This is a genomic window from Chitinimonas sp. BJYL2, assembly GCF_027257935.1.
GTDB lineage: Bacteria > Pseudomonadota > Gammaproteobacteria > Burkholderiales > Chitinimonadaceae > Chitinimonas.
Map to the genome: position 1 here is coordinate 550,530 of NZ_JANZKW010000002.1, position 15,822 is coordinate 566,351.

9 protein-coding genes are annotated in these 15,822 nt (G+C 62.0%); 8 read left to right on the forward strand and 1 reads right to left on the reverse strand.

What is annotated here, in order from left to right; all coding sequences use genetic code 11:
• Nucleotides 1–12: 12 nt before the first annotated feature.
• Nucleotides 13–4,026, reverse strand: a complete 4,014-nt coding sequence (locus O9X62_RS08115) for a PAS domain S-box protein (RefSeq protein ID WP_269532302.1) — start codon at nt 4,024–4,026, stop codon at nt 13–15.
• A gap of 286 nt (nt 4,027–4,312) precedes the next feature.
• On the opposite strand from O9X62_RS08115, the gene O9X62_RS08120 reads away from it, so the two are divergent.
• The 8 genes from O9X62_RS08120 to O9X62_RS08155 all read left to right on the forward strand — a co-directional run bounded on the left by O9X62_RS08120 (nt 4,313) and on the right by O9X62_RS08155 (nt 15,751).
• Entirely contained in the window at nt 4,313–5,173 is an 861-nt protein-coding gene (locus O9X62_RS08120; protein WP_269532303.1) for a TetR/AcrR family transcriptional regulator, read from the forward strand.
• Nucleotides 5,170–6,324: an efflux RND transporter periplasmic adaptor subunit gene (locus tag O9X62_RS08125; RefSeq protein WP_269532304.1), complete on the forward strand. Its 1,155-nt coding sequence runs from the start codon at nt 5,170–5,172 to the stop codon at nt 6,322–6,324. The genes O9X62_RS08120 and O9X62_RS08125 overlap by 4 nt, the downstream gene beginning before the upstream one ends.
• Before the next feature lie 120 nt (nt 6,325–6,444).
• Nucleotides 6,445–9,744: an efflux RND transporter permease subunit gene (locus O9X62_RS08130; RefSeq protein WP_269532305.1), complete on the forward strand. Its 3,300-nt coding sequence runs from the start codon at nt 6,445–6,447 to the stop codon at nt 9,742–9,744.
• Nucleotides 9,745–9,928: 184 nt separating this feature from the next.
• A complete protein-coding gene (locus O9X62_RS08135) occupies nt 9,929–10,600 on the forward strand; it encodes a YIP1 family protein (protein ID WP_269532306.1) in 672 nt (223 codons plus the stop codon).
• A gap of 25 nt (nt 10,601–10,625) precedes the next feature.
• Nucleotides 10,626–11,831, forward strand: coding sequence for an efflux RND transporter periplasmic adaptor subunit (locus O9X62_RS08140; protein WP_269532307.1), 1,206 nt, complete (start codon nt 10,626–10,628; stop codon nt 11,829–11,831).
• Complete coding sequence (locus O9X62_RS08145; protein WP_269532309.1) at nt 11,828–12,529, forward strand: ABC transporter ATP-binding protein; 702 nt, start codon at nt 11,828–11,830, stop codon at nt 12,527–12,529. Before O9X62_RS08140 ends, O9X62_RS08145 begins: the two co-directional genes overlap by 4 nt.
• Nucleotides 12,517–13,740, forward strand: coding sequence for an ABC transporter permease (locus O9X62_RS08150; RefSeq protein WP_269532310.1), 1,224 nt, complete (start codon nt 12,517–12,519; stop codon nt 13,738–13,740). The genes O9X62_RS08145 and O9X62_RS08150 overlap by 13 nt, the downstream gene beginning before the upstream one ends.
• 76 nt (nt 13,741–13,816) lie before the next feature.
• Nucleotides 13,817–15,751 (forward strand): prolyl oligopeptidase family serine peptidase, encoded by a 1,935-nt coding sequence (locus tag O9X62_RS08155; protein WP_269532311.1) that lies wholly within the window; start codon nt 13,817–13,819, stop codon nt 15,749–15,751.
• Nucleotides 15,752–15,822 lie beyond the last annotated feature (71 nt).

Consider the following 15,822-nt stretch of genomic DNA (forward strand, 5'->3'; position numbering starts at 1 on the left):
AGTGATGGCGCCTCAGGTCGGGCCCTCACCCGCCAGCACTGCCCGGTTACGCCCCTCTTTCTTGGCGCGGTAGAGCGCCGCATCGGCGCTGGCAATCAGGGTTTCGGGCTTCACGCCCTTGAGCGGGCGCATCGTGGCCACACCCATGCTCAGGGTGACATGGGGTGCCGTAGTGGAGTGCGCGTGCGGGATGGCAGCCTCAGCGAGGCGCTGGCGCACATGCTCGGCCACCTCCAGCGCACCCGCTCCCTCGGTATCCGGCAGGATGATGGCGAACTCTTCCCCGCCGTAACGAGCCACAAAATCGGCCGGGCGCGACAAGCTCTCGCGCAGTACGGCGGCGACCTGGCGCAGACATTCGTCGCCCATCTGATGGCCATAGCCATCGTTGTATTTCTTGAAGTGATCGACGTCGATCATGATCAGGCTCAGGTGCTCGCCGGAACGTGCCTCACGTCCCCACTCGGCGGCCAGACGGGTATCAAACGCACGCCGGTTGGCCACCCCGGTCAACCCATCCTGCTGCGCCATGCGGCCCAGCTCCACATTCGCATCCAGCAACTGTTCATTGGCCGCATTGAGCGCCTGCTGGGCTGCTTCGAGTTCATCGATGTTCTGCAGCAGCTTCTCCTCAAACGCCTTGCGTTCGGAGATGTCGCGCATGACCCAGGTAAACACGCGCTTGCCGCCAAAGTGGATTTCGCTGACGGTGAGCTCCATGGGAAAGCTGGTGCCATCGCGACGCTGACCCAGTACCTCAATGCGCTGACCCAGCACCCTGCCCGTTTGCTCGCCTGTCTCGATATAGCGCTCAAAGGCAGCACGCTGCTGTGCCGCCAGCGGCGGCGGCAACAACATGGAGGCGGGCTGGCTCATGACCTTGTGGAGGCCGTAGCCGAATACATCGGCCACTGCGGGGTTGAGCAGTTCCACTTTGCCGGCTTCGTTGATCACCACGATCGCGTCCTGCACGCTCTCCAGTATGGAGTTGAGCAGCGCATCCTCTTCCACCATCTTGGCTTCCATGGCGCGCACTTCAGAAAGATCGTGCAGTACGGCTGCGGTAAAGGTGGGCGGTTTGCCCTGCATGCGCGGTGCGACGATCAGCTGGCGCATGTCGATGATGCGGCCGTCCGGCGAGACCCACTGGGTTTCGCCCTGCCAGCTGCCTTCGGCCAGGGCCTTGGGAATACCCACATTGCTGATCAGCTGGTACGACCACTCGGTATAGCCATCACGTTTGGTGAAGCCCTTCAGGGATGCGTCCGGTGCCAGCTGGAACAGCCGGCGACCGGCGGCGTTGAGGTAGATCACGTCACCATCCAGCGAGGTCATGCGGACGATATCGGGCAGGTTCTCAATCACCGCTTCCAGTCGATCGCGCTCGATCTCCAGTTGTTTCTGCTCGCTGATATCGTAGGCAATCCCCATGGAGCCGATCACCCTGCCCTCGGCGTCGAGCCGTGGCGACATGGTGAGACTCACAGGAAACGCACTGCCATCCTGACGGATGTAGGTCCACTCGCGTTCCACCTGGCGCCCTTGCAGGCCCAGAGCAAAAACCTGTGCGTTCGGCTCCACGTGCATGCCTAGTTGTTCCCCGACTTCCATGGCATAGCGGGCCAGTTCGGTGTTGTCGTGGAACAGCAAGGGCGTATGCAGGCCGATCACATCCGCTGCACGGTAGCCGAGCATGCGTTCAGCGGCCTTGTTGAACAGTGTGATCAGGCCATCGGCATCGGCCGCGATGATGGCGTAGGGCGATGAGTCGAAGATGTTGCGCTGCAAGGCCTCGCTGGCTGCCAGAGCCAGTTCCGATTGCTTGCGGCTGGTGATGTTGCGACTGGTGAGCGTCACCCCCCAGCCCATCGGAACGACGCGGTTCTCATACCACCCCGGTGCCAGGCCCTCATGATCGTGGCGAACTTCTTCGGCAAACGGCATGCCGGTTTCAATCGCCCTGATATAGCGGTCGAAGTACTCGGCGCGACGGGTCGGAAACAGTTCGGACTGAAGCTTGCCGATGAACTGCTCGCGCGAGCGCCCCACGGCGGACAAAGCCTCGGGGTTGGCCTCGATGTAAAGGAAATCGACAATCTTGTCCGCCGGGTCCTTCACGGCTTCCATGACGAAAACAGCATCCAGACTGCCCGCAAAGACGCTGCGGAACAGCTCCTCACTGCGTGCAACGCGCGTCTGGATACGCGCCATTTCCGTGACATCCCGGGCAAACAGGATAGCGCCCGTGCGACGGCCAGCCTCGTCCAGCAAGGGGGCGAAGGAGCAATCGAACACCCGCCGCATTGCGCCAAGCAGAATGCGTAGCTGCTTTGGCTTGCCTTGGAGTGCCAAGCCAAAGCTCGATTGCAGGGCATTGCGATCAGCCGGGTGGCCGGCCAGCCACTCCAGGAACGATTCGCCCACTTCGGGCACGTCGTTGAACACCATGCCGAAGGCCTGGCCCAAGGCGGGGTTGGACAACAACACCTGCCAGTCGTTATCCACCGCCAGAATCGCATCGCCACTACCGGTCACCACGCCATTGACCAACTGCAAGGCACCCGCCAGCCGCGATTCGTGTTCCTTGCTGGCCTGAATATCGGCCAGACTCAGCACCACGCCGGTTTCCGCCGAACCGCTATCCGGCACGCCAGAGAACAGGCAACTCACCCAGCGACGGCGCCCATCCGGTAGACGCAGCTGCAGATCCAGCGGCTCAGCCTGGGCTTGCTGGACAAAGCGATGCAAACTGGCCTGCAAGCGCTCGCGGTCTGCATGGTCCAGCACCGACCACCAGCCGACACCCTGTGAAAGTTCCAGGCTCAGGCCGGTAAGCTCGGTCCAGGCATCGTTGCTGTACTGCGCGTCGAACTGACCATCCAGCATGATGACCGCCACTGGTGCCTGGGCCAGCAGTGCCTGGAAGGCCGCCTGGCGATGGCGCCGGCCCTGGCGGCGTACGGACATATTGGCAATGACCATGGCCGCCAGACAGGCAAGCATGACAGCGCCCGCCGTGACGATGATCTGGGTACGGACCAGCGGCGCCTTGAGCTTGCTCATGGCTTCGGCATCCTGGTGCATCACCAGATACCAGTCCCCCTGCCTGGCCGGGGTCACGAACGGCAGCCGCAGCAAGACCTTGTCGCCCTGCGTGAGCGGCGCGCGCGGTGCCATCTGGCGATAGCTCCAGGTAGCCTGATCAAGCACAAGATTGCCCGCCGCCCCGGATGACTGCAGCAGCTTCCACAACGCGGGATCGCGCTCACTCAAGGTGCGACCGGTGCCCGCCTGGATACCGAAGTTGTCTTCAATCCGTCCGCCCAGCAACCATTGACCACGGGCGTCGAACAGCATCAGTTGCCCGCGTTCGCGGGTGGAGTGCTCCAGTCGGGTGAGTGCCGGAGTAACCAGCAGATTGACTACCAGCACCGCCCGTTTGACGCCCGCCGCATCGTAAACCGGCGTCGAGAAGCGGATCACCGGTTTGAGTGGGCGCTCCAGACGTCCCCGTTCGACATTCAGGTCCAGCGACGAGAGGAATATTCGCCCCCGCGAGAGATTGACGGCATCACGGAAGTAATCGTGTCCCCGTTTGTCCTGCAGGCTGATCGCCGGCACCGGATAGGGGTCGCCACGATTGAGGTTGACGCGCAGGCGCTCCTTGCCCTGCAGATCCAGCAGCCGGATCTGGTCGTAGACGGGCTTGAAGCGCATCAGGCTCAGAAAGTGATCTGCGTGCTCGGCCCAGCGCTCGGCGGGTTCGCCGAGGGTAACGGCCAGCGTTGGATCATTTGCCAGCATCATCAGGTCGGCACCGCCATCGAGCAGGGTCGATGACAATTCCTGATGTACCCGCAGCAGTATCCGCTCATTACGTGCCTGCAGTTCCTCGTGCATGACCTGCTGTTGGTGATGCCACCACCACCAGGAGGCCCCCAGCGCGAGGACGAGCAGAGGCAGCAGCGTACTCACCAGGCTGCGCAGCCAGTGACGGCGTTGGGACAGGTAAAGGTCAGCCTGCATCAGAAAAACTTTGCAATCGTACGCATCCAGTATCGGCGAATCGCCGTGTAGCCGCAGGCTTACGTCACGCGCGGCGATTCAAACAATCAGTATGGCGCAACACCTCCGGCCTAAGTCACGCCGTTACCCGCCGCGCTGGCGGCACCCGGCGGTGGTCTGCAGACGCATTAGCCACTCCAAACAATATAGAACCGTCGCCGCCTGCTTGCCGGCCATCGGCGGGGGTTTACACAGAGGCCATTCACTACATAAAATACCGATCAGTATGCTTATTGGAGATCCGGTCTTGAACCGCGCAGCCAACCCCTCCGCCCAGCTTGACATCCACGGTGCCCGCCAACAGGCCATCGCTGCACTGCGCACGCTCAGTGCAGGCCGATCTGTTGCCGACATCAGTTATGGCGAAATCGCCAGCGAAACCGGCCTGCCCTGGCAAACCGTGAAACGCCTGCTCGGTCCGCGGGAAGCGTTTGCGGAACTGCTCAATGGCGACGGCGTGCAACCCGTCGATACGCGAGACCGCATTCTCGATGCCGCGGCACGTGTGTTTGCCCGCAAGGGATTCCTTGCTGCATCGCTCGATGAGGTGGCCGCCGATACCGGGCTGACCAAGGGTGCGGTGTACTGGCACTTCAAGAGCAAGAACGAGTTGTTCTTTGCCCTGCTCGATAGCCGCTTCCAGCAAGAGTTCGATCAGCACCTGCCCGAAGCCATGGCACGTGATGCCGCCTACACCGACCCACGCGATGCCCTCAAGGCTTTGCTGGGCGGGGTGGTAGACCGTGTGGAGCACGACCCCGACTGGCCACGCCTGTTTCTGGAGTTCATGGGCCAGGCGCGGGAGCCGGAAATCCGCGAGCGTCTGGCACGCGCCTATCAGGACTCCTGGCGCCTCTCCGCCGGGCTGATTGCCCAGCAACACCAGGCCCGTGGCCATACGCCGCCGGCCGATCCCGAACTGATGGCCGTGTTCTGGAGCGCGCTGATGGACGGCCTGATCATGGCCTGGATGATCAACCCCGAACGCATCAAGCTCGATGCCCTCATGCCCCGCATCGTGGACATGCTCTGGCAAGGGCTCAATCCCGCCGCACCGTCGGCCACCGAATCCCCCGTATCCCCAGCTTCCACAAGGAGTAAGCCATGAACGCTCGCCTCCCCCGTTTCAGTCGTCGCACGCTTGCCATCAGCATCGGTGTGGCGCTACTGGTTGGCACCGTAGCGGTCACTCAGACCAGCCGCGCCGCACCCGAAGACAAAAAGAAGGACAAAACCCCGGTCGTGCTGGAGCTGGCCAACTCCGATGTCGTCAAGGTCATGGACGTGAATCTCATCCAGCCGCTGGCTTTGTCGGGCACGCTGACCCCGGTACGTCAGACCGTGATCAATGCCGAAGTGGAAGGCGCACTGGCTGAGGTGCTGGTTCGTCCCGGCGATTCCGTCAAGGCGGGTCAGGTGCTGGCGCGCTTCGAGACCAGCGATCTGGGTAACCAGCTTGCCATGCGCCAGGCCAGTTTCGAGCGCTCGCGCGCTGAACTGCAACTGGCCGAGAAAAACCGCGACCGCAATGCAAACCTGATTAAGCAAGGCTTCATTTCATCGAATGCCTTTGACGTGAGCGAAAGCTCGCTGTCAGTGGCCGTGGCACAGCACAAGGCGGATGCCGCGGCACTGGGTCTGGCACGCAAAGCCATGAACGACAGCGCCGTACGCGCGCCCATCAGCGGCATTGTGGCCGAGCGCAAAGTAGAGCCCGGCACACGCGTGGGCATCAATCAACGCCTGTTCAGCGTGGTGGACCTGGGCGAGATGGAGTACGAAGCGGCGGTGCCGGTGAGCGCGCTGGCTAGCGTCAAGCTTGGCCAGGATGTGACGCTGACCATCGACGGTTTTGCCCAGGATGCACTCAAGGGCCGGGTCGAACGCATCGCGCCGGTGGCCGATAGCGCCTCGCGCATGGTGTCGGTGTATATCCGGATCAAGAACCCTGATCACCTGCTCAAGGGGGGCATGTTTGCCCGTGGCCAGTTGGCTGTGGCACGTGCCGAGCATGCAGCGACGCTGCCTTTCGGTGCGATCCGCGATATGGAAACGAGCGCGCCTTATGTCATGGCGGTCGAGAATGGCAAGGCAGTACGCAAGCCCGTCACGCTTGGCATCCTCAATGACCTGAGCAAGGAAGCGGCGATCCGCAGCGGCGTGACGGCCGGCGCCACCGTGATCATCGCCAAGGTGGAAAACGTGAAGGCTGGCCAGCAGGTGAAGCTGCCCGGCGCCACGCAACCCGCCAAGTCCTGATTCCCGCCCTGACAGACCCGGCTCCCTGACGGATGCGGCTTCCGAGGAAGTCACATCCGCAGGGGTGACGGCGTACGCGACAAAACAAACCGCCGGCCCTGCCGGCATGGGGATGCAACCATGTGGTTTACCCGCATCAGTATCAAAAACCCGGTCCTCGCCACCATGATGATGCTGGCGCTGGTGGTGCTTGGGCTGTTTGCCTACAAGCAACTGCCGGTCGAGGAAATGCCGGACATCAAGTTCCCGTTCGTGGTGGTGGTTACCGCCTATCCGGGTGCCTCTCCCGAGATTGTCGAGAACGAAATCTCCCGCCCGGTCGAGGACAAGCTCGTCACCCTGCCTGGTATCAAGCATGTGACATCCGACTCGTACAACGGCCAGTCGGTCGTCGTGGCCGAGTTCGAGCTGAACACCGATAACGAGAAAGCCCTGCGCGATGTGCGCGAAATGGTGGATGAGGCCAAGGTCGAGTTCCGTAACGAAATTCTCGAGCCGCGCATTTTCCAGGCCCGCAACGATGATCGCCCGACCATCTCGGTAGCACTGGCCAGCGACAAGCTGACCCCGCGCCAGATGACCACCCTGGCAGATCAGAACATTCGTCGCGAGTTCCAGACCATCAAGGGCGTGGGCAGTGCCACCATCGTTGGCGGCGTTGAACGCAAGGTCCGCGTGGAACTGAACCCCGAGCGCCTGCGTGCACTGGGCGTCGGTGTGGATCAGGTCATCAGCACCTTGCGCAGTGAAAACCGCGAAGTACCCATCGGCAATATCGAGTTCGACAAGACCGAGCGCGTGGTGCAGATCAAGGGCCGCATCCGCGATGCCGACGATTTCCGCCACATGGTCGTCGCCCGCAACAACGGCCAGATCATCACCCTGGGCCAAGTCGCCAAGATCGAGGATGGCGAAGACGAGATGCAGTCGCTATCGCTCGTGGATGGCAAGCGCGCGATCTCGATTGATATCCGCAAAATTGATGGCGCCAATACGATTGAGGTCACCGATGCCGTCAAGACCGCCGTCGACAAGCTCAACGAGGAATACCTGAGCCAGGGCCTGAAACTGCAGGTCGTCAACGACACCTCCATCGGTATCCGTCGCTCGCTCAGCGATGTGACTCACACCCTGTTTGAAGGTGCGCTGCTCACCGTGCTGATCGTGTGGCTGTTCCTGGGTTCCTGGCGCTCCACCGTGATTACCGGCCTGACACTGCCGGTCGCACTGATCGGTACCTTCTTCTTCCTTCAGGCCTTCGGCTTCACGCTCAATGTGATGACGATGATGGCGCTATCGCTGTGTATCGGTCTCTTGATTGACGATGCCATCGTGGTGCGCGAGAACATCGTGCGCCATATCGAGATGGGCAAGGGCCACTATGAAGCCGCCATGGATGGCACAGCGGAAATCGGTCTGGCCGTGCTCGCCACCACCCTGACCATCGTGGCCGTGTTCCTGCCCGTGGGTTTCATGGGCGGCATCCTCGGCAAGTTCTTCTACCAGTTCGGTATCGCGGTCTGTGCCTCGGTGCTGATCTCGATGTTTGTGTCGTTCACCCTGGACCCGATGCTCAGTTCGATCTGGCACGACCCGCACGTCCACGGCATGGGCCACAAGGGCCTGCTGGGCAAAATTCTCGACAAGTTCGAGAAGCTGCAGGACCGCGTTGCCGATGCCTATGGCCGCACTATCGCCTGGGTACTCAGCGAGAACCGTATCGGCGTGCCCAAGTATGTGGTCATCCCGCTGGCCGTCATCGGCCTGCCGATCACGCTGCTGGCACTGGCTACACGGCCGCGTGCCCGTGCCTGGCTGAAGTCGGGCTTCAAGGGTCGTCCTAGCTGGTCGCATCGCTTCATCGTGGTGCTCGGCGGCCTCGCCTCCTTCGTGCTCGCGCTGGCCATCCCGGCCACGCAGATGGTGCAGACCGAGTTCATCCCCAAGGCGGACGTCGGCCGTATCTTCATCGATTACCGCACCCCCATCGGCACGGCGCTCGAGTACACCGAGGCCAAGGCCCATCAGGTGGAAGCGGCCCTGCGTGAGTTCAAGGAGATCAAGGAGCTCTACACCACGGTCAGTTCCGACAGCAAGCACATCGCTTTCGTCTCCATCAAGCTTGTGGACAAGGATCAGCGTGAGCGCGGCCAGGAAGAGCTGGTCAAGCTGATGCGTGAGCGGATCGAACGGGTTGCGGGTATTGAAGTCCGTTACGTTCGTGGCGCCAGCGGTGGTGGTGGCGATGCCCCCATCTCCATCCAGGTACAGGGTAAGGATCTCGAAGAACTCAAGCGCATTGCAGAGAACATCGCCGAGCGACTCAAGACCGTGCCGCACCTGACCGATGTGCAAACCAGCCTGCGTGCGGCCAAGCCAGCCGTGGACATCGAGGTAGACCGCGAAATGGCGGCCAAGGTGGGTCTCTCCATCGGCCAGATCGGCAGCGCCCTGCGCCCGCTGATTGCCGGTGACGAAATCACCACCTGGGTGGGACCCGATGGCGAGAACTACGACGTGATCCTGCGCCTGCCCAAGTCCAACCGCCGGGTGGCCGAAGATCTGGCTGACCTGCCGATTGCCAGCCGCGATATCGACCCGCGCACCGGCCAGCAAACCATGGTGCCGCTGGGCCAGGTGGCACAGGTGAAGGAGAGCGGCACATCCACGCTGATCAAGCGCCGTGACCAGTACCGTAACGTCACCATCACCGCCAATGTGGACGGCGTGCCTGTAGGTTCGGTGCAGGCTGATGTGAAGAAGGTGCTCGATGGCATCCAGATGCCACCGGGTTACCGGCAGGTGCAGGAAGGCGATGCCGAGTTCATGAAGGAATCGGCAGGCTATGCCGCCATCGCCATGGGCATCGGCATGATGTTCATCTTCCTGATCCTGGCCTCGCAGTTCAGCAGCGTGTTCCAGCCACTGGCCATCATGACCTCGCTGCCGCTCTCGCTGCTGGGTGTGTTCCTTGCCTTGTGGCTGTGGGGCAGCACGCTGAACCTGTTCTCCATCATCGGCGTGATCATGCTGATGGGTCTGGTCACCAAGAACGCGATCCTGCTGATCGACTTCGTCAACCGGCTGCGCGCCGAGGGCATGGACCGCTTCAACGCCATGATCGAAGCCGGCCGCATCCGCCTGCGTCCGATCCTGATGACCACCTTCGCCATGATCGGCGGCATGCTGCCGCTGGCCCTGGCGCTGGGCGAAGGCTCGGAACAACGTGCACCGATGGCCCACGCCATCATCGGCGGCGTGATCAGCTCCACCGTGCTGACGCTGGTGGTGGTGCCGGTGGTGTTCACCTATCTGGATGACTTCAGCATCTGGCTGCTGCACTTCTTCAAACGCGGCCGGCATGCCGCACCGGTGGATCACACGATCGATCTGATCGAACAGCCGGGTACGGGCCGTTAAGCCACAACAGGCGCGGCTTCGGCCGTGCCTGACTGCCTGGCGGACCTCCCCCGTTCAGCCACAAAAAACCACGGTTCGTCGCATAAGCTCAACAGGCCCGGCTGGTACGCTCTACCATCCGGGCCTGATTGTTTGCGGACAGGCCGCAAACCCGCTAACAATAAGGCTTTGCCCGGAGACCCCCATGCAGCTGATCAACGCGTTTACCGAACCCGCCAAGCTGTTTGACGAATTGCGCCAAAAGCCCAGTTTTGCCGTGCCGCTGGTACTGATGATCGTGATGGCCGTACTAGTCACCTACGCCTACTACGCCCGCGTGGATGGTGAATGGATGATCGAGCATATGGCCAACGCGGCCGGCACGCCCGCCGAACAGAAAATGATCCGCGACGGCATGTCGGTCGACATGATGAAATGGCCCTCGCTGATTGCGGCACCCATCGTGCTCGTGATCATGTACCTCCTCAGCGCCGTGTACTACACGCTTGCAGGCAAGGTTTGCGGCGTGGAAGGCCGCTTCTCGCAATGGTTCAGCTTTTCTTGCTGGTCCACCGTGCCTGCCCTGCTCGGGCTGCTTATCGCCCTGATCCAGGTGGCCATCATGCCGGCACAAACCCTGTGGTCGGATGTGTACCTGACCCACCTTGACCCGCTGTTTGGCGTGCTGCCGCTGAATCACCCCTGGAAAGGCTTCATGACATCGGTAGACCTGCTGATGGTCTGGAGTATTGGCCTGGGTGCTGTGGGCTGGCGCCAGTGGAGCCAGGGTGGCTGGGCACAAGCCATCATCGTGGCGAGCCTGCCTTCGGTGGTGATTTTTGGTATCTGGGCGACCGTCGTCGCCGTGATGAACTGATTCTGCGGTCATTTCTGGAAAACCCATGCGCCTGAACAAGAAATGGCTTGGCCTCGCCGCCATCGCCCTCGTCATCGTCGTACCCTTTGCAGTCAAAAGCCTCAACAGTGGCAAAGGCAAACCCGTGGACATGAGTCCGGTGGCCCAACAGGAAATCCGCCCCACCATTCTGGCCTCCGGTACGCTGGCCTTCCGCACCGAAGTGGCGCTGACGGCTGAAGTCACCGCCAAGGTACGCGAAGTCCTCGTTGTCGAAGGACAAGATGTGAAGGCTGGCGATGTGCTGCTGCGCCTTGATCCGCAAACCTACCAGAATGCGATTGCTCGCGAAGAAGCCGGCTTGCGCCAGAACACGATCGCCATCGAGCGCCAGCGCGTCGCCCTGGCCCTGCGCCAGAAGCAGTTCGAGCGAAATCGCAAGCTGTTTGAGGCCAAGATGATCGACGCCTCGAAGTTCGATGAAGAACGTAACCAGCTGCAACTCGCTGAAGTAGAACTGAAATCCAGCGAGGAAGCCGCGCGCCGGGCCAGTGCAGTGCTGGCCGAAGCGCGCGAACAACTACGCAAGACCGAGGTGCGCGCGCCCATCAGCGGCCGCGTCGTCGCCCTGCCGATCAAGGTGGGCGAAACCGCGATCCCGTCGACGATGAGCCTCGCCGGTGCGCAACTGATGACACTGGCCGATACCGGCGAGATCAAGGCCGAACTCAAGGTGGACGAAGGCGATATCGCCCGCGTCGGCGTAGGCCAGGCGGTTGATCTGTTTGCCGCTGCGTATCCCGATACCGCACTCAAGGGCAAGGTGGAGAAGATCGCCCTTGCACCTACGGTGGAAAACCAGGCGCGCGCCTACAAGGTGACCGTGACACTGAATCCCCCGGCGGATGTGAAGCTGCGCTCGGGCATGAGCTCGCGCGCGGAAATCTTCCTCAGCGATGGTCAGAAGCGCGTGGCGGTGCCGGTGGAGGCCGTGCTCACGGACGACAAGGACAGCAAGCAGATCAAGCGCTATGTGATTCTCGCCAAGGATGGCAAGGCCGAGCGCGTGGACGTGGAGACCGGCATCTCGGATGACCGCTGGCAGGAAATCACCAAGGGCATCAAGGTGGGCGACATGCTCGTCACCGGCCCAGGCAAGACGCTGCGTGATCTCAAGACCGGCGACAAGGTCTCGCAACGCCCGGCCGACGACAAGAAGAAGGACAAGTCCAAGGACGAGGCCAAGGCATGATCGAGCTCTCCGGCATCGTCAAACGCTACCGCATGGGCGAGGAAGAATTCTCGGCCCTGTCGGGCGTGGACCTGCATATCGCGCGCAACGAGTATGTGGCGCTCACCGGCCCGTCGGGTTCGGGCAAGTCCACGCTGATGAACCTGCTCGGTTGTCTGGATCGCCCCACCGAGGGCCGCTACGTGCTCAACGGCAGCGATGTCGCCACCCTGGACGACAACGCGCTGGCACAAATCCGTAATCGTGAAATCGGCTTCGTGTTCCAGAGCTTTCATCTGCTGCCGCGCCTCAATGTGCTGATGAACGTAGCTCAGCCATTGGTCTATCGCGGCCTGCCACCGGCCGAGCGCGAACGCCGCGCGGCCGAGGCGCTCGATCGCGTGGGTCTGGCCAGCAAGCTCAAGCATCTGCCCAACCAGCTTTCGGGCGGCCAGCGCCAGCGCGTGGCAGTGGCACGGGCACTGGTCGGCAACCCGTCGATCCTGCTCGCCGACGAACCCACGGGGAATCTGGATACGCGCACTTCAGAGGAAATCATGGCACTCGTGGACGAACTGCACCGCGATGGCCAGACCGTGATCCTGGTCACGCATGAGGCGGATATTTCGGCCCACGCCGGCCGGGTGATCCGGCTGGTGGATGGCAAGATCGAGTCGGACGTGGCGCAGCAGCGCAAGGAGGCCGCATGTATCTCCTGATTGAATCGCTGCGAGCCGCCTGGCTGAACCTGATCGCCCACCGCCTGCGCAGCTTTTTGACCACGCTGGGCATTGTGATCGGCACCGCCTCGGTCGTCGCGGTCGTCGCGCTGATGCAGGGCTTTGCCGATTCGATCAAGTCGCAGTTCGCCGATCTGGGCGGTACGGCGCTGACGCTCAAAGCCAGCAATAACTTCGATAACTTCAACAGCGGCAATATCAACCGCCTCTCGCTGAGCGATATCGACCTGCTCCGGTACCGCGTCGAGGGCGTCACCCATGTCGCACCGGTGATGCAGGTGGTGTACGGCGGCACGGTGCGCTACCGCGGCCACTCGACTACGCCGCAGGTGTATGGCGTAAGTGCCGACTACGTATGGGTGGAGCGCCGGTTCCCCGAGTTCGGCCGCTTCCTCGTCGATAGCGACGACCAGGGCCGACGCCGCGTGGCCGTGATCGGCCCCAAGCTGCGCGATGACCTGAAGCTACCAGCCAACCCGGTGGGCGAGTTCATCCAGGTCGGCAGCGAGTGGTTCAAGATTGTCGGCATGATGGACAAGCGCGGTGAGATCTTCGGCTTCAGTCAAGATAACTACCTGATGATTCCGTTCGATGTAGGCCGCGCACTGCAAGGTCAGAACCGCCGCCTGATGTTCGAGTTGCGCTTTACCGTGGCCGACATTGCCGATATCGAACAGGCCAAGGAAAAGGTCAGCCGTGCCGTGCGCGCCGCCCACAAGATCAAACCGGGCAAGCCCGATGATTTCGAGGTGGAGTCTGCCGACCAACTCGCCAAGCAGTTCAGCCAGATCACCGGCATGGCCACGCTGGTACTGGGTGGCATTGTGGGTATCTCGCTGCTGGTGGGGGGTATCGGCATCATGACGGTGATGCTGGTCTCGGTGACAGAGCGCACCCGCGAGATCGGCATCCTCAAAGCCATCGGTGCCACGCGGCGCGATATCCTTGTCCAGTTCCTGCTCGAAGCCGGCATGCTCTCGCTGCTGGGTGGTGTGGTCGGCATCGTGATCGGCGTGGCGCTGGGCCACGGGATTGCAGCGCTGATTCCGAACTTCCCGCCCGCCTCGGTGCCCATCTTCGTGGCCATCGGCGCCGCACTGTTCTGTGCGCTAGTGGGGGTGTTGTTCGGCATCATGCCGGCCTCCAAGGCCGCGAATCTCGATCCGATTGAAGCATTGCGTTACGAATGATCCACCCTGCTGCCTAACGGCAGCAGGCTACTTGCCCCTTTACCCCTGAACCACCATGACAAAAGGTGACAACTCCATGAAAGCCACGCTGCTAGCTACCCTGATTGCCGCGAGCTTTGCCGCCCACGCTGCCGACACCGCCTACAAGGGTCTGGGTGCCGATAGCGTCAGTGCAGAGACGCTGGAAAAATTCCGCGCCAAGGCGCTCGATGCCGACCTGAGCCGCAAGGTGCAGTCGATTCTGGATCTGCGCGCCCCCGGTGGCGGTGTTCTGAGCCCCGACGGCAAGTCGCTGTACTTTGGCTGGCGCGTCACCGGCACGCCGCAGATCTGGCGCATTGACGGCCCGCAAGCCTTCCCCGTGCAGATGACTGGCGGTGAAGACGCCACCAACCTCGCCGACATCTCGGCTGACGGAAAATGGCTGGTTGTCCAGCGCGACCGCAAGGGCGAAGAGAACCCCGGCCTGTATCTGCAAAACCCAAAGGGCGGTGAGCTGATCCCCATCCAGCACATCAAGGGCGTGCAGACTTTCTTCGAGTTCATCAGCGACGACAGCCGCTACGTCTACTACCGCAGCAACGATGAAGTGCGCGACAGCTACACCTTCTATCGCTACGAGATTGCCACCGGCAAGAAGGAAAAGCTGTTCGGCCGCAAGGGCACCTGGAATATCGTCGACTACCGTGCCGACGGCCGCCTGCTGATGGTGCATGTGCCCAGCAGCCTGTACCGCGAAGTGTGGGAATGGAACCCGGCCGACGGCAAGTTCAGCCCGGTGATCGGCCAGGGCGAGCAGGAAATGTACAGCGCCCGCTATGGTGCCAAGCCCGGCGAAATGCTGGTGCACACCAACAAGATCGGCGAGTTCTACCGTGTGTATCGCAAGACCGGCGACAAGCTCGAACCCATCACCCCTGAACTCAAATGGGATGTGGCCGGCTTCAGCATCGACGACAAGCGTGAACGCATCTATTACACCGTCAATGACGGCGGTTACACCAAGAGCTACGCGCTGGATGCCCGTACCTACAAACCGCTGAAGTTGCCCGAGTTCAAGGGTGCCGAGCATGTCGGCATCGGCAGCGTCACACGCGATGGCAGCAAGATCACCCTGGGCGTGGGCACGGCCAAGGCACCGAGCACCAGCTATGTGTTCGACTGGAAGACCGGCAAGCTGACCCAGTGGGTGCTGCCGTCCTCGCCGGAAATCGATACCAGCACCTTCTCGGCCGCCACCATCGAAACCTACCCGGCACGCGATGGCACGCCTATCCCCATGGTCGTGCGTCGCCCGGCCAAGTGCGATCCTGGCCCCTGCCCTGTCGTCGTCAACTTCCACGGCGGCCCGGAAGGCCAGTCCACACCGGGCTTCTCGCCGGTGGCACAGCTCTACGTGGATGCAGGCTTCATCTATGTGCAGCCGAACGTGCGCGGCTCGGATGGCTACGGCAAAACCTGGATTCACGCCGATAACGCCGCCAAGCGCCTGGATGTGATTACCGATATCGAAGATGCAGCGATCTACATCAAGAAGGCCTGGGCCAAGAATGGCGTAGCACCCAAGGTCGGCATCAGCGGCGGCAGCTATGGTGGTTACGCGACGATGATCGGCATGACCATGTTTGCTGGCGCCTACGATGCCGGTGTCTCCAACGTGGGGATCAGCAATCTGCTGACCTTCCTGGAAAACACCGCCCCGTATCGCCGCGCCCTGCGTGCCTCGGAATACGGTGATCCGGTCAAGGACCGTGACGCACTGATCAAGCTGTCGGCCACGACCTATATCGACAAGCTCTGCGCCCCGTTGCTGGTGATCCAGGGTGCCAGCGACCCGCGTGTGCCGGTGGGCGAAGCAATCCAGATGTACGACGCAGCCCAGAAGAAGGGTGTGCCGTCCGATCTGATCATCTTTGCTGACGAAGGCCATGGTGCCCAGAAGCGCGAGAACCAGGTCGCCACGATTGGCCATACGCTGCGTTTCTTCCAGAAGCATCTGCAGGGCAAGTAATACCCAGCACACTACTGGCAAGCACTGCCATACTGCCCGGGAAGCCCTGCTTTCCGGGCATTTTTCATGGA

Bases quoted from the DNA above. Each gene is read 5' to 3' on its own strand.
- O9X62_RS08135 (WP_269532306.1), top strand. From the start codon at position 9,929: ATGCAGCTGATCAACGCGTTTACCGAACCCGCCAAGCTGTTTGACGAA.
- O9X62_RS08115 (WP_269532302.1), bottom strand. From the start codon at position 4,026: ATGCAGGCTGACCTTTACCTGTCCCAACGCCGTCACTGGCTGCGCAGC.
- O9X62_RS08150 (WP_269532310.1), top strand. From the start codon at position 12,517: ATGTATCTCCTGATTGAATCGCTGCGAGCCGCCTGGCTGAACCTGATC.
- O9X62_RS08155 (WP_269532311.1), top strand. From the start codon at position 13,817: ATGAAAGCCACGCTGCTAGCTACCCTGATTGCCGCGAGCTTTGCCGCC.
- O9X62_RS08145 (WP_269532309.1), top strand. From the start codon at position 11,828: ATGATCGAGCTCTCCGGCATCGTCAAACGCTACCGCATGGGCGAGGAA.
- O9X62_RS08125 (WP_269532304.1), top strand. From the start codon at position 5,170: ATGAACGCTCGCCTCCCCCGTTTCAGTCGTCGCACGCTTGCCATCAGC.
- O9X62_RS08130 (WP_269532305.1), top strand. From the start codon at position 6,445: ATGTGGTTTACCCGCATCAGTATCAAAAACCCGGTCCTCGCCACCATG.
- O9X62_RS08140 (WP_269532307.1), top strand. From the start codon at position 10,626: ATGCGCCTGAACAAGAAATGGCTTGGCCTCGCCGCCATCGCCCTCGTC.